At 67.2% G+C, this 18,758-nt stretch carries 18 protein-coding genes; 12 read left to right on the top strand and 6 right to left on the bottom strand.

What is annotated here, in order from left to right:
* Position 1: 1 nt before the first annotated feature.
* From ACFP3H_RS11135 to ACFP3H_RS11120, 4 genes are all read right to left on the bottom strand, one after another.
* Complete coding sequence (locus tag ACFP3H_RS11135) at positions 2–868, bottom strand: carbohydrate ABC transporter permease (protein WP_378603580.1); 867 nt, start codon at positions 866–868, stop codon at positions 2–4.
* Complete coding sequence (locus ACFP3H_RS11130) at positions 865–1,776, bottom strand: carbohydrate ABC transporter permease (RefSeq protein ID WP_378603577.1); 912 nt, start codon at positions 1,774–1,776, stop codon at positions 865–867. Before ACFP3H_RS11130 ends, ACFP3H_RS11135 begins: the two co-directional genes overlap by 4 nt.
* A 159-nt stretch (positions 1,777–1,935) precedes the next feature.
* Entirely contained in the window at positions 1,936–2,832 is an 897-nt protein-coding gene (locus ACFP3H_RS11125) for a L,D-transpeptidase (protein WP_378603574.1), read from the bottom strand.
* A gap of 320 nt (positions 2,833–3,152) precedes the next feature.
* On the bottom strand, positions 3,153–4,490 hold the full coding sequence (locus ACFP3H_RS11120; protein ID WP_378603571.1) for a cytochrome P450: 1,338 nt from the start codon (positions 4,488–4,490) through the stop codon (positions 3,153–3,155).
* Positions 4,491–4,610: 120 nt separating this feature from the next.
* On the opposite strand from ACFP3H_RS11120, the gene lppU reads away from it, so the two are divergent.
* Positions 4,611–5,234, top strand: coding sequence for an LppU family putative lipoprotein (gene lppU / locus ACFP3H_RS11115; RefSeq protein ID WP_378603568.1), 624 nt, complete (start codon positions 4,611–4,613; stop codon positions 5,232–5,234).
* Between the two features lie 21 nt (positions 5,235–5,255).
* The gene (locus ACFP3H_RS11110) at positions 5,256–6,695 is read left to right on the top strand and encodes an MFS transporter (protein ID WP_378603565.1); all 1,440 of its coding nucleotides are present in this window, start codon (positions 5,256–5,258) and stop codon (positions 6,693–6,695) included.
* A gap of 57 nt (positions 6,696–6,752) precedes the next feature.
* Here the strand turns inward: ACFP3H_RS11110 and ACFP3H_RS11105 are convergent, their stop codons facing one another.
* Positions 6,753–7,421 (bottom strand): S1 family peptidase, encoded by a 669-nt coding sequence (locus ACFP3H_RS11105; RefSeq protein WP_378603562.1) that lies wholly within the window; start codon positions 7,419–7,421, stop codon positions 6,753–6,755.
* Positions 7,422–7,898: 477 nt separating this feature from the next.
* Here ACFP3H_RS11105 and ACFP3H_RS11100 point away from each other — a divergent pair, with 477 nt between their 5' ends.
* The 10 genes from ACFP3H_RS11100 to ACFP3H_RS11055 all read left to right on the top strand — a co-directional run bounded on the left by ACFP3H_RS11100 (position 7,899) and on the right by ACFP3H_RS11055 (position 18,069).
* On the top strand, positions 7,899–8,753 hold the full coding sequence (locus ACFP3H_RS11100) for an MlaE family ABC transporter permease (protein WP_378603559.1): 855 nt from the start codon (positions 7,899–7,901) through the stop codon (positions 8,751–8,753).
* 3 nt (positions 8,754–8,756) lie between these two features.
* A complete protein-coding gene (locus ACFP3H_RS11095) occupies positions 8,757–9,620 on the top strand; it encodes an MlaE family ABC transporter permease (RefSeq protein ID WP_378603556.1) in 864 nt (287 codons plus the stop codon).
* Positions 9,621–9,627: 7 nt separating this feature from the next.
* Complete coding sequence (locus ACFP3H_RS11090; RefSeq protein ID WP_378603553.1) at positions 9,628–11,091, top strand: MlaD family protein; 1,464 nt, start codon at positions 9,628–9,630, stop codon at positions 11,089–11,091.
* The gene (locus ACFP3H_RS11085; RefSeq protein ID WP_378603550.1) at positions 11,088–12,113 is read left to right on the top strand and encodes an MCE family protein; all 1,026 of its coding nucleotides are present in this window, start codon (positions 11,088–11,090) and stop codon (positions 12,111–12,113) included. Before ACFP3H_RS11090 ends, ACFP3H_RS11085 begins: the two co-directional genes overlap by 4 nt.
* Entirely contained in the window at positions 12,113–13,108 is a 996-nt protein-coding gene (locus ACFP3H_RS11080) for an MCE family protein (RefSeq protein ID WP_378603547.1), read from the top strand. Before ACFP3H_RS11085 ends, ACFP3H_RS11080 begins: the two co-directional genes overlap by 1 nt.
* The gene (locus ACFP3H_RS11075; RefSeq protein ID WP_378603544.1) at positions 13,105–14,202 is read left to right on the top strand and encodes an MCE family protein; all 1,098 of its coding nucleotides are present in this window, start codon (positions 13,105–13,107) and stop codon (positions 14,200–14,202) included. The genes ACFP3H_RS11080 and ACFP3H_RS11075 overlap by 4 nt, the downstream gene beginning before the upstream one ends.
* A 5-nt stretch (positions 14,203–14,207) precedes the next feature.
* Positions 14,208–15,302: an MCE family protein gene (locus ACFP3H_RS11070; protein ID WP_378603541.1), complete on the top strand. Its 1,095-nt coding sequence runs from the start codon at positions 14,208–14,210 to the stop codon at positions 15,300–15,302.
* Positions 15,299–16,468 (top strand): MlaD family protein, encoded by a 1,170-nt coding sequence (locus ACFP3H_RS11065; RefSeq protein ID WP_378603538.1) that lies wholly within the window; start codon positions 15,299–15,301, stop codon positions 16,466–16,468. Before ACFP3H_RS11070 ends, ACFP3H_RS11065 begins: the two co-directional genes overlap by 4 nt.
* A 138-nt stretch (positions 16,469–16,606) precedes the next feature.
* On the top strand, positions 16,607–17,386 hold the full coding sequence (locus ACFP3H_RS11060; protein ID WP_378603535.1) for a hypothetical protein: 780 nt from the start codon (positions 16,607–16,609) through the stop codon (positions 17,384–17,386).
* 77 nt (positions 17,387–17,463) lie between these two features.
* On the top strand, positions 17,464–18,069 hold the full coding sequence (locus ACFP3H_RS11055; RefSeq protein WP_378603532.1) for a hypothetical protein: 606 nt from the start codon (positions 17,464–17,466) through the stop codon (positions 18,067–18,069).
* A 64-nt stretch (positions 18,070–18,133) separates the two neighbouring features.
* Here the strand turns inward: ACFP3H_RS11055 and ACFP3H_RS11050 are convergent, their stop codons facing one another.
* A complete protein-coding gene (locus tag ACFP3H_RS11050) occupies positions 18,134–18,751 on the bottom strand; it encodes a ribonuclease H family protein (RefSeq protein WP_378603530.1) in 618 nt (205 codons plus the stop codon).
* Between the last annotated feature and the right edge of the window lie 7 nt (positions 18,752–18,758).

The following is an 18,758-nucleotide window of genomic DNA, read 5'->3' as shown; positions in this document are numbered from 1 at the left end:
ATCAACCTTTGACCGCACCGGAGGTGAGGCCTTTGATCATGTGACGTTGTAGGGCGAGGAAGACGAGCAGAATCGGCAGCATGGTGAGCACGGTCCCCGCCATCACCGGCCCCCAGTTGGTGACGCTGGGGTTCTCGGTGTTCTGCAGCAGGGTCAGGCCCACCGGCAGGGTGGCGACATCGGCGGAATCGGCCATGAGGAACGGCCAGAGGTATTCGTTCCACTCGTTGACCAGGGTCACCACCGCGAACGCCACCATCGTCGGGCCCGACATGGGCAGCACGACGCGGGTGAGCAGCCGCCACCAGTTGGCACCGTCCATGCGCGCCGCCTCGATCACCTCGGCGGGCAGCGACAGGAAGTGGTTGCGCATCAGGAAGGTGCCGAAGGCGACGCCGCAGAGCGGAATGATGATGCCCTGGAAGGTGTTTCGCCAGCCGAGTTGGGCGATGAAGGCGTAGTTGGAGATCACCGTGATCTGGTTGGGCACCATCAGCGCCGCGATGATCACCAGGAACACGATGTTCTTGCCGGGGAAGCGCAGGAACACCAGGCCGTAGGCGCTGAACACGCCGAGCGCGAACTTCACCGCCGAGACGATGCCGGTGACGATGAGCGAGTTGCGCAGGAAGGTCCAGAACGGGACGGTGGTGGTGGCGTGGCTGTAGTTCTCCGGATGCCAGGTGGAGGGCCAGTAGACCGCGGGCTGGGTGTAGATCTCGGAGCGATCCTTGAACGAGGTGATCAGGATCCAGAACAGCGGGACGCCGATGATGATCAGCACGCACACCATGGCCGCGTAGCCGAGCAGGGTCACCGCGCGTTCGCGTCGCTTGTACGAAAGGGTCTCAGGGCCTACATGTTTCATCGTTCGCCTCGATCCATCACACGCACCTGAACCAACGTGACCACCAGCAGGACCAGGAACATGATCGTGGCGACGGTGGCGCCGTAACCGGCCCGGAAGTTGCGGAACGACTCCTCGTACACCTGGAAGACCATGGTGGTGGTGCCGTTGCCGAGCGGGCCGCCGCGCGTCATCACGTTGATGATGTCGAAGACCTGCAGCGAGTTCAGCAGCACCGTGATCGACAGGAAGAACGTCGTCGGACGCAGTTGGGGCAGCAGGACTTTGGTGAACCGGGTCCAGCTGCTCGCGCCGTCCATCTCGGCGGCCTCGAGCAATTCCGCGCGCACGCCCTGCAGGGCGGCCAGGTAGATCACGAAGGCGTAGCCGAGGTTCTTCCAGATGTAGGTGATCGTCACCATGAACAGGGCCCAGTCGGGGTCCTGATAGAAATTCGGCACATTCTCCACACCGAGTCGGTGCGCGAGGTCTTGTACCAGACCGAAACTCGGATCGAAGATGAATTGGAAAGCCACGCCGATCGCCGCGCCCGAGATGACGAACGGCGCGAACAGCGCGGAGCGAACGACATTGCGCCCGAACAATTTACGATCCAACAGCATGGCCAGCGCGAGACCGAGCGCCATGCTCACCACGACCGCGGCCACGGTGAAGATCAGCGTATTACTGACAACTTTCCACGAATCGTCGCGTTGCCACCATTCGATGTAATTGTCGAACCCCACCGAATTGGCCACCGGGTCGGCGATGTTCCAGTCGGTGAACGATAGCCGGATGTTGTCGGCCAGTGGGCGATAGACGAACAGCGTCAGCAGCGCGAGGTTCGGGACCACCAGCACCGTGAACAGGGCATAGTCTGTCCACGGCCGTTTTCTCCCGGGGAGCACCCGCTCCGGACTCTTTCGCACCGCGGCAGCTTTACGGTGCATGGCGAACCGTCGGTTAACCCTGTCCGCCGATTTCCTGAACAACGGGCACACACTGGCGAGTACAGCAAAAACCCGAACAGTACGACCGGCAAAGATCGTATTGTTCGGGTTTTGTTCAGGCTGCGGGGTTTTCCGCTATCAGTTCCAGTCGCCCAGGCCGTCGCCGGAGCTCAGGGTGCCGCCCTGGGTGCCGGTGACCACGACCGCGTCGCCGCGGCGCGAGTTCTCCAGGAACCACTTGCCGTCGGCGGTGCTCACATTGAGGCAGCCGTGGCTGGCGTTGGAGTAGCCCTGCTGGCCGACCGACCACGGGGCGGCGTGGATGAAGATGCCGCTGTTGGACAGCCGCGTCGCGTATTCGACCTCGAGCTTGTAGCCCTCGGGGTCGGTGACGGGCACGCCGTAGGTGGACGAGTCCATCGTCATCTTCTCGAGCCGCTCCCCCACGATGTAGGTGCCGTTGGGGGTCTCGTAGCCGGGCTTGCCCAGCGAGGTCGGCATCTCGCGCACGACCTCGCCGTTGCGGGTCACCACGATCATCTTGGTGGCGTCGTCCACGGTGGCCACGAACGCGTCGCCGATGTGGAACGAGCTGGAGGTGCCGCCGGCGACCACGGTCACGTCGGTGTTGGCGGGCCAGAACTCATACGGCTTCCAGCGGACCTGCTTGCTCGAGGTCCAGTAGAAGTGGCCGGGCGCGTTGGCGCTCGAGGTGACCTTGATGGCCCGCTCGGCGGCCGCGCGGTCCTCGATCGGCTCCTTGAAGCTGATGACGATCGGCTGCGCGACGCCGACGGTCTCGCCGTCGGCGATGTTGATGTTCGGCGGCGCGAACTGGGCCACCGCGGGGGCGGGCTCGGCCACGGCGGGCGCGCTCGAGCCGGAGCCAAGGCCGAAGGGCAGGATCGGCTGTGCCTGCGCGGGCACGGCCACCAGCGCGCCGGTCGCCGCGATGGCCGCCGACAGCAGCAGGCCCCGGCGCAGCCAGTGCGATTGCTGCAGATTTGCCTCGAAGTACATAGGTTTCTCGTCCATTCCATCTCTCGTTCCGCGTGCGGCGGCGCGAGATCTACTCATTGACGCTGTGTTCAGTGACGCTTCAGGCCGCATCGGGTCTCTGTGGGGTAACGACTCCGCCAGACCCGGACCCTCCATTCCTACCCGCACCCGGTGAGCTGGTGCCAGCCACGCCGAGCAGTCATAACAGACCGGCAACTATGTGCGGCGGGTCACATAACGCCTCGTTATTCGTCGGGGCCGGGCAAACCCCGCGCTCACAGCGGCGAGTCGATCGCGGTGCGTCCGAGCAGCCGAGAAGCACATCGGTGTGACTCGTCGACACGGCGTGAGCGAGATCACGCGGTACGTGTGAAGTGGATCGCTCGATCCGGGGCGGTCGCGAGATTGCGCGGCACGGTGCGTGGCCGCACGCCGGTTCGCAGGGGTGGCTCGAGGCTCAAGCCGACCTCGGTCAGCAAGGTAGCCAGCACGATCCTGAGCTCGTAGTCGGCCAGGGTGGCGCCGATGCAGCGCCGGTGCCCGCCGCCGAACGGGGCGAACTCGAACGGGGTGGGTTTGCGGTCGAGGAAGCGGTCGGGATGGAACAGGTGCGGGGCGGGCCAGGTGCGCGGTTGGTGGTGCAGCACGCCGACGGCCAAGCCGACGGTGGCCCCGGCCGCGAGGTCGACGCCGTGCCAGCGCAGTGGTTCGCGCACGGTGCGTAAGACAATAGGAACAGGGGGGTGCAATCGCAGGGTCTCCTGGCAGACCGCGTCGAGCAGCGGCAGCCCGGTCAGTTCGGCCGGATCGGCGCCCGCGTCGGGGAGTTCGGCGAGCAGTCGGGCGAGCAGGCCGGGTTCGCGATGCAGGTGGTAGAGGGCCCAGGTGAGGGTGGTCGCGGTGGTTTCGTGGCCCGCCACCAGCAGGGTGCGCAGGTGTTCGCACAGGTCGGCGTCCGACAGCGCGGAACCGTCGTCGTAGCGAATGGCCAGCAGCAGGTCGAGCAGGTCGCCGTCGGCGGGGCCGGTGCGTCGGCGGGCGGCGATATCGGCGAGCAGCAGCGCCTCCAGGCGCGCGCGGGCGGCGGTGAAGCGCGCCCACGGGCCGAAACCGCCCATTTCCCTGCGTAATACGGGCGCCACCAGCAGCGGTGTGCTGAACGAGGCCAGGAAATCCTCGACCACGCCACCGTATTCGGGCTCCCGGTCCACCTCGGCGCCGAACACGGCCGCCAGGATCACCCGCAGGGTGATGGTGCGCGCGGCCGCGAGCGAATCGATCCGCGTCCCCAGTCGCCACGGTCCCGCTGTGCCGCCGCGGATCTCGCGCAGGGTCGCCTCCCGGATCACCGAGCCGAGTTCGCGCATCCGCGCCCCGTGCAGCGCGGGCATCACCATCGCCCGATCCGTGCGGTGGCGGGCGCCGGTGCTCAGGATCAACGAGGCCGCCCCGACCATCGGCTCGATCGGATTGGGCAGCGGCGGTTCGATCAACCCCACTGGCAATCGGAACAACTCGCGCGCCCCCTCGGCCGTTCCGGTGAACAGCACCGGCGGAAAACCGGGGAACCCGACCGCGAACGGATCGCCGCTCGCGGCGCGTCGTCGCAGGTAGCCCTCGAAATCGCGGCCCGCCGCGAGGCCGTGCAGCACCGAGAGACGCGGCGTGGCGGGCGCGGAATTCAGCGAGCTCATAGTCGTGACTACGGCGCGCGAGGCCGATCGGTTCACGCGAGTTCCGGCCGCCGGAACGAATGTGAGGATTGCGCACGGTTGGAGTCGACGCGAGTGGCTCCGGTGGTGTATTCACAGTGAGTGTTTGCAGATTTGCCATTCGGTCGGCTCGCCGGCGCGCTCGCCATCACCGTGACGGCGTTCGTCGCCACCGGCTGCGGCGGCACCATCGACGGTCACGCCCAACCGGCGATCGACGTCGTCCCCGCCACCAGCAGCGCGACCCCCACCACCAAGCCGAGCACCGGCAAGCCCACTGCGAGCAAACCCGCGCCGACCACGAGCAAGGCGGGCAAGACCGACTTCCAGGCCAATATCGGTGACTGCGTGGCACTCGGCGGCACCGTCGACGACGCCACCATCGAGAAGGCCGCCTGCGGGTCGCGCGCGTCGAACTACAAGGTCATCGGCAAGGCCAAGACCAGCAGCGGATGCGTCAGCGACCGCGACAACTACTACGCCGAGACCCTCAACGGCATCGAGACCGGCGCGCTGTGCCTCGACATCGACTGGGTCATCGGCGGCTGCCTCGACGTGGGCGGCGAGGAACCCGTGCGCATCGACTGCACCGAGGGCGGCACCGAGCCGGTGAAGGTCATCAGCATCAACAAGAACTCCGACAGCGTCGACGACTGCCCGCAGGTCGCCGACTCGGGCTTCAAGTACGAGGAACGCCACACCGTCGTCTGCGTCGAGAGCCTGTAGCCGCAGGTCTAGTTTGGAACCGTGCCCAACACGGTTCGACTGAACTCGGCCGCGGGCCGGTGGATCCTGCTGGCCACCATCCTCGGATCCTCGCTGGCGTCACTGGACGCCACCGTGGTCTCGGTGGCGTTGCCGCGCATCGGCGAATCGCTGCACACCGACGTCGCGGGATTGCAGTGGACGGTCAACGGCTACACCCTGACCCTGGCCTCGTTCATCCTGCTCGGCGGATCGCTGGGCGACCGGCTGGGCCGTCGTCGCGTCTTCGTCTGGGGCATCCTCGGATTCGGGGTCACCTCGGCACTGTGCGCGGCCGCGGTGAACATCGAGATGCTGGTCGCGGCGCGGTTGTTGCAGGGCGTGGCGGGCGCGCTGCTCACGCCGGGCAGTCTGGCGCTGATCTCGGCCTCGATCGATCGGCGCGATCAGGGCAGTGCGATCGGGCTGTGGTCCGGGCTCGGCGGGGTGGCGGGCGCGGTCGGGCCGCTGCTCGGCGGCGGACTGATCGACCTGATCGGCTGGCGGGCCATCTTCCTGCTGAATGTGCCGTTGTCGCTGGTGGTGGCGGTGGTCGCGGTGAAGACAGTGCCGGAGAGCCGCGATCCCGACGCGCCGAGCCGCATCGACATCCCCGGCGCGGTGGTCGTGGCGCTCGCGCTCGGCGCGCTCACCCTCGGGCTCATCGACGGGCGCGGGTGGCTGGTGATCGTCGGGTTCGTCGCGCTGGGGTGTTTCGTACTGGTGGAGATCCGCAGCGCGAATCCGCTGGTCCCGCCCGCGCTGTTCAGGTCGCGGGTGTTCACGGCCGCGAATCTGGTGACGCTGCTCGTGTACGCGGCGCTCGGGGGCGTGTTCTTCCTCCTTGTCCTGCAATTGCAGCTGGTCTCGGGCTATTCGCCGATCGCCTCCGGCGCGGCCGGGCTGCCGATCACCCTGCTGATGCTGTTCCTCTCGGCACCCGCCGGTCGGTGGGCCCAGCGGCACGGGCCACGGATTCCGATGACCGTCGGCCCGCTGCTGGCCGCGGCCGGGGTGTTCGCGCTCCAGCGGATCGGGCCCGACGCCGACTATCTCACCGATGTGCTGCCCGGGGTGTTCGTGTTCGGGCTCGGTCTGTCGGTGCTGGTCGCGCCGCTGACCGGGGCCGTCCTGGCCGCCGCGCCCTCGGGGGAGGCAGGCATCGCCTCCGGGGTCAACAACGCCGTCGCCCGCACCGCGCAGCTGCTCGCCGTCGCCGCGTTGCCCGGGGTGGCGGGTCTGTCCGGCGCGTTCGGCAACCCGACCGCCTTCGCGGCGGGGTTCGACACGGCGATGCGCTGGTGCACCGGGCTGCTGCTGTTGGGCGCGGTCATCGCGGCGGTCCTGCTGCGCACCCCGCGTCGGGCGCCCGAGCCGGCGCGGGTCGACTGCCTGCCGCACTGCGCGGGCGCTTCGGGACCGGCCATCGCGCCTCGCACATAGAAAACGGGCCGCGCAGGGGAGAACCCACGCGGCCCGCTCGACATCAGGAACAGAGAGTCAGATCGGTCGATACCCCGCGCCCACGCTGCCGCGCCCGTTGAGATCGTCCATGATCGAGTTCATGTTCGTGCCCACCTCGGGGCCGAAGCAGGCCACCGCCAGGTAGGCGTTCACCATCCCCACCAGCGTGGAACCGACCACGACCGGCGCACCGGAATCGCCCTCGACCACGCACATCTGCGACCACGTCTCCATCTGCGTGGCGAACACATCGCCCCAGGCGACGCCGCAGGTATTGCCGGTGGTCCGGCCTTCCTTACACACGACCGTCGGGAACTGCGGCGGGCCGCCGATGCCGGTGATGGTCACATTGCCGATGTGGTTGACCGGGGTGATCCGGCCCGGGGTGAACTCGATGACCGCGTAGTCGAGGTCGGGATTGCTGTAGACGAACCGGCCCACCTGCCCGTAGCCGGGATCGACCTCGGCCGCGACCGTCGAGCCCGCCTCGCCGCAGTGTCCCGCCGTGAGACCGACCAGCCGGCCCGCCCCGTCGTGACCGACGGTGGTGAGGGTGCACTCGAACGCGTCGTCGATCACGATGCCGGAGCCGCCGCCGAGCACCGGGGGGCCGGGTTGCGCAGTGGCCGCGCCGGAGCCGAGCAACACGGCGCCGAGGGCGAGTGCGAGGGCGGTGGTGGCGGCCCTGGCGAGTTTGCTGAACATGTCCCTCCAGATGTCGGAAGCTCGCACGATATCAATACGTTCTGCCTATCGTGCCTGTATTCGTGCCCGGGCGCGCCCTCGCAGCGGCGCGTTTGCCCGCGCGAAAGCCGACCATTGTCATAGCGAGGCCCTATTGAAATCGTGTCGCGATACGTGGTTCGTGTCCGCCGCGTGATCTGTTCCGATAATTCGACGAGTGCCTCGTTATGAATGACAGGGTTCCGCAATATTTCTTTACCCCGACCCTTGGGGCTGGGAAACCATGCGGAGAAACGCGTTCGAACGCAATCAACAGACCAGTACAAAAACGGGCTGTATCGTCCGTCGTGGCGGAACTCATAGCCGTTTCCGACAGTGACCTCCAACTATGACAGCGCTCACATGTCGGTGGTGTGTTCTGCGCTACTCCGTAGTAAGGTGCGTCAAGCGACAAGTCGCCGGGGCGTTGAGGGTCCGGCGTCGAGAGGGGTAAAAGCAGTGCAGTCGACCGAGAGTCCGCCCACACGTTCACGAGTCAGCGAGGCTGTCGACTGGACGAAGGGCCTTTGGGACGACCACCCGAAGAAGTCCCTGGAAACCTTCGGTCGACAGATCACGATGGGTTTCGAAGCGATCACGGAGCTGATCGTCGCGATCTTCCGCAAGCGCTTTCCCTTCGACGAGTTCGTCCGACAGTGCGCGTTCATGTCCAACGTGGCCGCCGCCCCCACCCTGCTGGTCGCGATCCCGATCGCGGTGATCGTGTCGATCCAGGTCGGCGCGGTCGCGGGCCAGGTCGGTGCCACCTCGTTCATCGGCGCGGCCAACGGCCTCGGCATCATCCAGCAGGGTGCCCCACTGGTCACCTCGATCATGATCGCGGGCGCGGTCGGTTCGGCGGTCTGCGCCGACCTCGGCTCACGCACCATCCGCGAGGAGATCGACGCCATGAAGGTGATGGGCGTCGACCCGCTGCGGCGCCTGGTGGCTCCCCGGCTCGGCGCCGCGATGCTGGTCAGCGTGCTGCTGTGTGGCTTCGTGGTCTTCGTCGGCTTCCTCACCGGCTACATGTTCAACATCTTCGCCCAGGCGGGTACGCCCGGCTCGTACATGAGCACCTTCGCCTCGTTCGCGGTCACCCGCGACCTCGCGGTGGCGCTGCTCAAGTCGGTGCTGTTCGGTCTGATCGCCGCGATCATCGCGTGTGACTGCGGTCTGAACGCGCGCGGCGGCCCCGGCGGCGTCGCCAACGCCGTGAACTCGGCGGTCGTCAGTTCCATGGTCATGCTGCTCGGCGTCAATCTGGCGATCACGCAGATCTACTCCGCCGTATTCCCCCCACAGGTGGTCTGAGCCTTGTCATCAACTTACGTACCCCCGCTACTGCGGCCGATCCGCCAACTCAAGGCGGTCGGCAAGGCGCCGGCGGGCCTGCTCGCCCGGCTGGGTCACCAGGTCTTCTTCTTCCTGCGCTCCATCGGCTCGATTCCGTTGGCGTTCAAGCAGTACCCGAAGGAAGTCTGGCGGCTGCTCTCCGATGTCACCTGGGGCAACGGCAACATCGTCGTCGGTGGCGGCACCATCGGCGTCATCCTGATCATCAGCGCCTTCGGCGGCATGACCGTCGCCGTGCAGGGCTACACCTCGCTGAACCTGCTCGGGTTGAGCCCGATCACCGGCGCCATCTCGGCCTTCGCCACCACCCGTGAGCTCGGCCCGCTGCTGGCGGCGCTGGCGTTCGCGGCACAGGCGGGCTGTCGATTCACCGCCCAGCTCGGCGCGATGCGCATCTCCGAGGAGATCGACGCGCTCGAGTCCGTGGCCATCCGCCCGCTGCCCTACCTGGTCAGCACCCGGATGGTGGCCGCGGTGATGGCGATCGTGCCGCTGTACTGCATCGGCCTGGCGATGGCCTACCTGTCGTGCGCGTTCGTGGTCGGCCTGATCGGCGGCACCGCCTCGGGCACCTACTCGCACTACTTCTATCAGTTCCTGGTGCCGACGGACGTGCTGTACTCGCTGCTCAAGGCGATCATCTTCGTCATGATCACGACGTTCATCCAGTGCTACTACGGCTTTTTCGCCTCGGGGGGTCCCGAAGGCGTCGGCGTGGCCGCGGGCCGCGCGATCAAGATGTGCATCATCCTGGTCGTGTTCGCCGACCTGTTCATGACATTGGCGATCTGGGGCGTCGACCCCGGCATCCGGATATCGGGGTAAGGGCGCGATGATCATCGATCCCAGTGGGCGTGGGCCCACCATGAAACAGCTGTACCTGGCCGGTGCGGCAGGGTTGGTCGTGCTCGGCCTGATCCTGACGTTCCTGATGGCCAGGTACGAGGGGTACTTCGTGCCCAAGACCAAGGTGGTCGCCAAGCTCGGCACCACCGGCGACGGTCTGCCCTCCGAGGCCGACGTGAAGTTCCGCGGCGTGCTCGTCGGCTCGGTCGACGGCGTCGACGTGCAGCAGCAGGGCGCGATCCAGAACGTGCGGATCAACCTCAAGCCCGACCTGGCCGACGACATCCCGGCCAACGTCACCGCCCGCGTCGTGCCGAGCAACCTGTTCGCCGTGACCTCGGTGGAGCTGGTCTACAACGGTTCCGACACCACCTTCCTCAAGGCGGGCTCGGTCATCGAAGAGGACCGCAGCAAGGGCACCATCGCGCTGCAGGACACCTTGACCTCGGTGCGCGAGATCCTCGACCAGATCGACCCGGTGCAGTTCGGCCGGGTCCTCGGCACCCTCACCCAGGCGCTCGACGGCAGCGGCCGGGTTCCGGGTTCGACCATCCAGCGCCTCGACGAATGGGTCACCCAGGTCGCCGACGCGGGCCCGAACCTCACCGGGATCCTGAACGACTTCTCCGGTGCGGCCCACGCGCTCAACGAGTCCGCGCCCGAACTGCTCGACGTGCTCGGCAAGTCGGTCCAGACCGCGAACACCATCGCGACCAACCGCCAGGGCCTGATGGACGTGATCACCGGCGTTTCGGCCACCACGGTCCGACTCGACGACCTGTTCATGCTCAACGGTGACGCGGGCAAGCAGATCACCACCGACGGCGCCGTCGTCTTCGGCGCGCTGGCCTACGACCCGACTGGCATCAGCAAGTCGCTGACCGACATGGGCGTGGCCGTCGCCGCGCTGAACACCACCTTCACCTGGGGCCCGAATAAGCAGCAGGTGTGGAACGCGGGCATCACCCTCGGCACGCCCTACATCCCGTACGCGCTGCAGGACTGCCCGCACTACGGCGAACTGGCAGGCCCGAGCTGCGCCACCGCGTCGGCCGAGCCGATCATCGCGGAGATGCCGGACAAGGTTCGTCCCCGCGCGCTCGACTCCGCGGCCGGGCTCGCGCCGCTGGTGTCGATCCCCGGGCTGAACCTGCCCGGCCTGACCCTGCCGGGCTTCTCCCCGACCACCGAACCCGACGCGGCCCCCGGCCTGCCGACGATTCCCGGTCTGCCCGGCTTCCCCGGTCTGCCCGCGATTCCCGGTCTGACCGTCCCCGCGGCGGCGACCGATCAGGCCGCGACGCCGAGTGCCAAGCCGATCTCCTACACGGGTAACGCGGCCATCGCCGCGATGCTCGGTCGCCCGCCGACCGTGGTGGATTACCTGCTCTACGGCCCGATCACCAAGGATTCGACGTTGACTGTGACCGAAGGCAAGGTCGATCGATGAGCATCAAGAAGCCGCTGATCGGATTCAGCCTCTTCGCACTGGTATCCATCCTGGTGACCGTGGTGGTGTGGAATACCCTGGCGCGCGCCGTGCCGGGCGACACCCGCAAATACACCGCGATCTTCACCGACGTGCTCGGCCTTCGCTCCGGCGACGACGTCCGCATGGCAGGCGTGCGCGTCGGCAAGGTCAGCAAGATCGAGCTCGACGACAACAACAACGCCAAGGTGTCGTTCATCGTGCAGGCCGACCAGGCCGTGTACACCGACACCAAGGCGCTGGTGCGCTACCAGAACCTGATCGGCCAGCGCTATGTGGCGCTGGCCCCGGGCAAGGAGGGCAGCTCCGAGCAGTTGCGCTCCGGCGCGACGATCCCGCTCACCAACACCGAGCCCTCCTTCGACGTCTCGGCCCTGCTCAACGGCTTCCAGCCGATGTTCCAGGCGCTCGAGCCCGCGCAGGTCAACGCCATGTCGGAGAGCCTGCTGCTGGCCCTGCAGGGCGACGGCGTCTCGCTGTCGGCCTTCATCCTGCAGGCCGCCGAGGTGGCCTCGGACTTCCAGCGGCGCGACGGAATCCTCTCCGACGTGATCGTCAACCTCTCGGCGGTCATGACCGGCCTGGCCAAGCGTGGTGACCAGCTCGAAACGCTGATCACCCAGACCAGGGCGCTGATCGGCGGCCTGTACTCGCAGGGGCAGTCGCTGCAGAGTTCGGTCCAGGCACTGTCGGACAACACCGCCTCGGTGGTCGACATGCTCGCGGCGATCCAGCCGAAGCTGACCCAGACCCAGAACGCCATGGTCGGGGCCACGAACGTGCTCATCGCCAACGGCGCTCGACTCGACCAGGCCGCGCTCGACCTGCCCGCGGTCGCCGCGGGCTTCGGCCGGGTCACCTCCGAGGGCGCCTACGCCAACTCCGGCTTCTGCCGGTTGGACGTGACGCTCTACGGGGTGCTGTTCCCACGGGGCATTTTCAGTCAGATCGGCGGAAACAAACAGTCGGCGGTGTGCAGGTAATGGTGAACAAATTCCGAAAGCGGTTCGACGGTAACCGCAACTTCTGGCTCGGCGTCATCGGTACCGCGGTCGCCGCGGTGCTGGTGATCGTGGCCAGTGTCTTCACCCTGCTCGGCATCGGCAAGCAGGGGATCGAGGCCGAGTTCACGCAGGCCGCCGGCATCCGCTCCGGTGACCGGGTCGCGGTCTCCGGTGTCGGTGTCGGCACGGTCAGCGGCGCGCGGCTCGACGGCGCCAAGGTGGTCATCTCGATGAACATCGACGGCGATATCGAGCTCAAGAAGAACGCGCACGCCACCATCAAGATGGCCACCCTGCTGGGCGCTCGCTACATCGAACTCGATCCCGGCGACGGGCCCGAACTCGACGGCGACCGCATCAACCTGGCGAACACGACGGTCCCCTACGACCTCGCCGACGTCATCCAGCGCGGTACCCCCGAGTTCCAGGAACTCGACACCGCGAAGCTGGCGGCCTCGTTGAACGCGGTCAACTCCCAGCTCAGCGGCAACCCCGAGCTGGTCGCCCAGGCGCTCGACAGCGTCGGCGCGGTCGCCAAGGTGATCGAACGTCGTCGCGGCGAGGTCGATCAGCTGCTCAAGGACCTCAGCCAGGTGACCACCATCCTCGGCGAGAACCGCAACAGCGTGCAGCTGGTCATCACCCAGGGTGAGGCCATCGCCGCGCGGGTGATGCAGCGTCAGGATCTGCTGCGTCAGCTGCTCGACAGCGTCGCCACGCTGACCCGTCAGCTCCAGGAACTCGGCGCCGACGACAACAACCAGCTCACCCAGACCATCGACAACCTCAAGACCATGTCCGAGGGCCTGCAGAAGAACAAGGAAAACCTCGACACCCTGCTCTCGGTCGGTGCCCCGACCGCGCGCTACCTGGCCAATGCCACCGGTGACGGTCCCTACGCCGGCCTGGCGCTGCCGTGGCTGTTCCCCGACAACTGGCTGTGCGCAGTCGACCTGGTAGAAGGATGCCAATGAACGCGAGAATCCGTGCGCGCGTAGCACGATCGTTCGTCGCGGGCGCTGCTGTGCTCGCACTCGGCAGCTGCTCGCTGCCGGGGCCGGTCGGGGATGTGTTCAGTTCCAAGACCAAGATCACCGCCGACTTCCTCAGTGCCGCGGGCATGTACGAGGGCAACGACGTGATGATCCTCGGCATCAAGGTCGGCACCGTCGACAAGATCGTGCCGAAGGGGCTGTACTCCGAGATCCACATGACCGTCGAGGCCGGGGTCGACGTGCCCGCCGATGTCGAGGCGGCCATCATCTCGCCCTCGGTGGTCACCGACCGCCACATCGAACTGAACCCGCCCTTCACCGGCGGTGAGAAGCTGAAGTCGGGCAGTCACCTGCCCGAGCAGCGCACCCACACCCCGATCGAGCTCGAGAAGATGATCGAGACGATCGACAGCTTCGCCAAGGCGCTGGGCCCCGAGCCGGGCCAGGAGGGTCTCGGCCCGCTGTCGGGTCGCGCCCTGTACCCGATCCTCAACGGCAACGGCGAGAAGATCCGCGACACGCTCAACGCGCTGTCGGCCGCCCTGAAGGTCGGTACCGACAACAAGGACGCGATCGCCAACATCATCATCCAGCTCAACGACCTCACCACCATGCTGGCCGAGAACGACCAGTCGGTGCGTGGGTTCAGCGATCAGGTCACGCAGATGACCACGATGCTCAACCAGCAGGCCCCCGGCCTGCAGGCCACCCTGGACAACCTCAACGCGGTGCTGTCCAACACCTCGAGCACGCTGAGCAACAAGAGCTCCGACCTGGCGATCACGCTGGCCGGGCTCACCGAGGTGACCCAGCAGCTGCGCGACAACTCCAAGGAGCTCACCGAGATCGCCGACGTGCTGCCGATGACGATGCAGAACCTCAGCAACGCCGTCGACCGCAACGGCCGCTACGTGCGCCTGCACGCGGTGATCGGTGAGTCGCTGTCGAGCGAGCTCGTCATCACCTTCTGCGAACGGGTGCAGATGCGGGCCGAGGCCTGCCGTACCGGAAACATGCAGGATTTCGGACCTGACTACGGGTTGACCGCCGCGATGCTGGGACTGACGAAATGATCTCGATGATACGAAAGACCGGCCGCGCCAAGGCGGTGCTGGCCGCCGCGGCCCTGACCACGGTCTCGCTGGCCGTGTCGGGCTGTGGCCTGACCGTGGAGTCGCTGCCGCTGCCCAAGCCGGGCGTCGGCGGTGACACCTACACCCTGCACGCGGTGTTCGACAACGCGCTGAACCTGCCCGATCAGGCCAAGGTCAAGATCGGTGGCTCCGATATCGGGGTCGTCTCCAACATCACGACCAAGAACTTCCAGGCCGTGATCGATCTGCAGGTGCGCGAGGACATCGAGCTGCCCAAGGGCAGTGTGGCCGAGTTGCGCCAGGCGACCCCACTGGGCGACGTGTTCGTCGCGGTGGTCAAGCCGGCCAACCCCAGCGGGGCGATGCTCACCGACGGTGACACCATCACCCGCGAGTTCACCTCCGCCGGCGCGACCGTCGAGCAGCTGCTGCTGTCGGTGACGATGCTGTTCAACGGTGGCGGTCTGGCCAGCCTGAGCAGGCTCGGCACCGAACTCGGCGACATCCTCGGCGGCCACGGCGGCGAACTCGGTCACCTGACCATGGAGTTGACCGGCGTGCTCGGCGACCTGAACGCCAACAGCGCCCAGATCGACTCGGTGCTCTCGGAGTTCAACACCCTCGCGGGCACCATCAGCTCCAAGCGCGGCGAACTCGGCCAGGTGGCCGACACCCTGCCCAACGCCATCGGCGCGATCGCGGAGAACACCCACGGTCTCACCGACATGCTGGCCCGCCTGGCGAACACCTCGCAGGCACTGGGCGATTACGCGCGGACCAACACCGATCAGCTCGGCACCCTGCTCGACAGCGTCACCACGCTGACCGATCAGCTCGCCACCAGCGGTGACAGTCTCGCGTTCGTGCTCGACCAGCTGCAGATCCTGCGCCCTGGTCTCGAGCAGACCACCAAGGGCAAGGGCCTGATCCCGTATGCCAACCTCACCAATCTCGATATCCCGGTGATCACCGCACCGGGCACCGCGCGGCTGCCCAACCTGCAGGACGTGAACGACATGGTCGGCTCGTTCGTCCAGGTGCTGCTCGTGGTCCAGGGCCGGCTGGGAGGCCAGCGATGAGCAAGATCTTCAAACACAAACTCCTCCTGGCGAACTGCACCCTGGTGCTGGTGTTCCTGATCGGCGGCAGTTACCTGCTCGTCGATGTGATGCGGTTCAACCCGTTGCAGCGCAACTACAACGTCACCGTGAAGCTGGACCGCTCCGGCGGTCTGCAGGCCGGCAACGACGTGACCATGCGCGGGTACCGCATCGGCCAGGTCACCTCGATCGAGATCATCGACAGCGGCGACTCGATCGCGGCGCAGGTGCGTATCGACAAGCGGTTCCAGGTGCCGACCGACACGCTGGTCACCGTGCAGGCGCTCTCGGCCGCGGGCGAGCAGTTCGTGGACTTCAAGCCCAACACCGACAGCGCGCCGTACCTGCAGAACGGCGCGGTCATCAATTACAAGGATGGCAAGGTGCGCACGCCGGTTCCGGTGTGGGAGGTGCTCGACGACACGACCCTGCTGGTGTCGCAGGTCGACCCCAAGCAGTTCAAGGTCATCCTCAACGAGCTCGACATCGCGTTGAGCGCGGGCCCGGATCAGCTGCGCAGCCTGGTCGAGGGTGCGAGCCTGGCCGTGGCCGGGCTGCACAATCTGCTCCCGCAGACGGTGAACCTGATCAAGAACCTGCAGGTCATCATGAACACCACCTCGATGGCCCAGCCCGACCTCGGCACGTTGACCCGCAATTCCAGCTCGCTGCTGGATCAGTTCAACAAGGCCGACGGGGAACTGCGTCAGGTGCTGCAGCAGGCGCCCGCCCAGTTCAACGCCCTCGGCGCGGTGCTCGACGAGAACCGTGATCCGATCACCTCGGTGGCGACCAACCTGACCGCCATCACCAGGGCGGCCACGCTGCGCGCCCCCGCGCTGCGGCTGCTGTTCCCGTCGCTGGGCCAGGGTATCGGCGCGTTCGGCATCCCGGCGCACGATAACGAGTTCCACGCGATGATCGACATCTGGCCGCGTCCGGTGTGCAAGTACGACACCAAGCCGGAACCCTTCTGGAAGGTTCAGGACGGTTCGTTCCCGAAGTGGAACTACTGCACCAATCCGCCCCCTGGCCAGCAGATTCGTGGTGCGGCCAACGCGCCGCGGCCGAATATTCCCGACAATGGGGCGTTCATGCCGCCGGGTGTCGACCCGAATGAGCGTACGTTGATTCCGGCGAAGTAATCATCGACCGGAGCCGCTGAGACGGCGCCGTGTGCGCCCGGCATACCATGCACCACGCCGGGCGCACACGCCAGTGCGACCCGCCCCGGTCGCCCATCGAAGCGCAACCGCGCGAGACAAGAACGAGGATTTGATTTCATGGCAACGGACGAGACCGCCAGCGACTCCACCCCGGAGGAGAAGCCGACCGATTCGACGCCGGATCCGGCGACCGAGGCTGTGGACACCGAGAAGACGGTGAAGGTGGACAAGTCCGCCCCCGCCGACGACGCGAAGACCGTCGTCGTGAGCAAGACCGCCGACGAGCCCGCCGCGAAGCCGGCCGCCGGCGAGACCGAGTCGAAGTCCGATCGCGGTCCCTGGATCGCCGCGGCCGCCGCCGGTGTCGCCGCGGTGGCACTGGGCACCGCGCTGGCCGTGTTCGTCGTCCTGTGGGCGCAGCGCGGCACCCAGATCGACGATGCCAAGGACGCGTCCGCGGCGGCGTGCGATTTCGCTCGAGCCTCGGCCACCTTCGACGCCAACGGCGATCTCGACGCGTTCTTCGCCGGCGTCGAGGAGCGCAGCACCGGCGAGGTGCAGTCCAACTTCCGTGACGGCGCGGCCGGGCTGCGCGCGGCCATGCTCGAGGTCGGCGCGAAGTCCACGGTCGAGGAGCTCGAGTGCGCCCCGCTCTCGACCGGTGACGACCAGGCCGTCGTGGCGGCGACCTGGATCCAGTTCCAGAGCAACAAGATCTCCGCCGAGTCGCGCTCGATGATCTTCCCGGTGAAGATCACCATCGACAAGATCGACGGCAAGTGGCTGGTCTCGAAGGTCGACTCGCCGATCCTGGACCGGCTCGGCGTCGGCGCCAACGTGGGCGGCGTCCCGACCGCACCCGAGGGCGGCGCGCCCGCACCGACCCCGGGCAACTGACCGAGGAGCCACGCCGACCAGGCATACTGCTTGCATGACTGGGTGGCGTGGCTCACTGGCGGGAACCGGGGTGGCACATGGCTGAGGTGGACACACAGCGTTCGCGCCGGTTCACGAACGGCCTGATCGCGGCCTTCGCGGTCGTGGGGATCGCGGCGGCGGTGGTCTTCTATCTGCGCGACAGCGGCAAGGCCGCCGAGCTCGACGCCGTGTCCGCCTCCTCCGAGGCGGCCTGTTCCTACGCCCTGGTGCTGGCCGATTTCGACTACTCCGACGGCCTCGACACCTTCCTCGACGCCGTCTCCGCCGGGGCCACCGGCGAGTACGCCACCGAGTTCGCCGCGGCCAGGAACGACATCAAGACGGCCATGACCTCCGCCGAGGTGAAATCGCGCGGCGAGGGCGTGCGCTGCGGGTGGATCTCGGGCTCGATCGACACCGCGACGGTGCTGGTGGCGGTGACACAGTTCCGCACCAGCGTCGGTCAGCCGGTCGAGCAGCGCTCGGATCTCACGGTGGAGATGTCGCTGGATCGCGCGCCGAGCGGCAAGTGGTTGGTGAACCGGATGGACTCTCCGCTGCTCAAGGGCGGTGTGGGGGTGTTCGGCGGCGGCGAACCCGCGCCGACCCCGTCGCCCGAACAGGCCGCTACCCCGGCGCCGGAGCCGACACCCGGTAACTGATACGCGAACGCCCCCGGCAACCATTGCCGGGGGCGTTCACTTTTCGGTCCCACTCCGGTCGCGCTCAGAACAGGGTGAGTGCCCCTGCGGTCGGCGCGACCGACTTCCCTGTGGAGACTGAATTCTTGGCGGCTGGTGCCGCGGGTTCTTCGTCGCACCCTCCAGTCAGTCCGGATCGAGGCGGGCCGAGAACCGAGTTCCTGGGGGACGACGAAGACCTGATCACCGTCTTCTTCGGGGCGGGGGCGGGGTTCTCCCTGACCGCGCGCGCCGCCTCGCCCGCGAGTTTGTCGGCCTGCTCGTTGAAGTAGTTGCCCACGTGGCCGCGCACCCAGCGGAACCGCACCGGGCCCTCGCGGGTGGTGATGGCGCGGTCGATCTGCTTGATGATCTCCACGTTCTTCACCGCGCCGCCGGTGGAGGTGCGCCAGCCGTTGCGGCGCCAGCTGGTGATCCATTCCGAGGCGCATTTGATGGCGTACTGGGAGTCGCTCTCGATGAGCATCGGTTCGGTGCCGGGGTGGGCCAGGATGGCTTCGAGGATCCCGCGCAGCTCGGCGATCTGGTTGGTGCCGGTGGGGGCGCCGCCGCTGTCGGCGGGTCCGGCGTGGTTGACCCAGGCCCAGCCGATGGCACCACCGGGGTTGCGCAGGCAGGACCCGTCGGTGCTCACGATGATCATGACCGCC

The sequence above is a fragment of the Nocardia lasii genome (assembly GCF_042658545.1).
In the GTDB taxonomy this organism is placed as follows: domain Bacteria; phylum Actinomycetota; class Actinomycetes; order Mycobacteriales; family Mycobacteriaceae; genus Nocardia; species Nocardia lasii.
Note: the sequence above shows the minus strand (reverse complement) of the source record. Positions and strands in the feature narration are given on the sequence as shown.

Bases quoted from the DNA above. Each gene is read 5' to 3' on its own strand.
- ACFP3H_RS11120 (WP_378603571.1), bottom strand. From the start codon at position 4,490: ATGAGCTCGCTGAATTCCGCGCCCGCCACGCCGCGTCTCTCGGTGCTG.
- ACFP3H_RS11135 (WP_378603580.1), bottom strand. From the start codon at position 868: ATGAAACATGTAGGCCCTGAGACCCTTTCGTACAAGCGACGCGAACGC.
- ACFP3H_RS11050 (WP_378603530.1), bottom strand. From the start codon at position 18,751: ATGATCATCGTGAGCACCGACGGGTCCTGCCTGCGCAACCCCGGTGGT.
- ACFP3H_RS11080 (WP_378603547.1), top strand. From the start codon at position 12,113: ATGGTGAACAAATTCCGAAAGCGGTTCGACGGTAACCGCAACTTCTGG.
- ACFP3H_RS11055 (WP_378603532.1), top strand. From the start codon at position 17,464: ATGGCTGAGGTGGACACACAGCGTTCGCGCCGGTTCACGAACGGCCTG.
- ACFP3H_RS11105 (WP_378603562.1), bottom strand. From the start codon at position 7,421: ATGTTCAGCAAACTCGCCAGGGCCGCCACCACCGCCCTCGCACTCGCC.
- ACFP3H_RS11065 (WP_378603538.1), top strand. From the start codon at position 15,299: ATGAGCAAGATCTTCAAACACAAACTCCTCCTGGCGAACTGCACCCTG.
- ACFP3H_RS11060 (WP_378603535.1), top strand. From the start codon at position 16,607: ATGGCAACGGACGAGACCGCCAGCGACTCCACCCCGGAGGAGAAGCCG.
- ACFP3H_RS11125 (WP_378603574.1), bottom strand. From the start codon at position 2,832: ATGGACGAGAAACCTATGTACTTCGAGGCAAATCTGCAGCAATCGCAC.
- ACFP3H_RS11075 (WP_378603544.1), top strand. From the start codon at position 13,105: ATGAACGCGAGAATCCGTGCGCGCGTAGCACGATCGTTCGTCGCGGGC.
- ACFP3H_RS11085 (WP_378603550.1), top strand. From the start codon at position 11,088: ATGAGCATCAAGAAGCCGCTGATCGGATTCAGCCTCTTCGCACTGGTA.
- ACFP3H_RS11090 (WP_378603553.1), top strand. From the start codon at position 9,628: ATGATCATCGATCCCAGTGGGCGTGGGCCCACCATGAAACAGCTGTAC.
- ACFP3H_RS11070 (WP_378603541.1), top strand. From the start codon at position 14,208: ATGATACGAAAGACCGGCCGCGCCAAGGCGGTGCTGGCCGCCGCGGCC.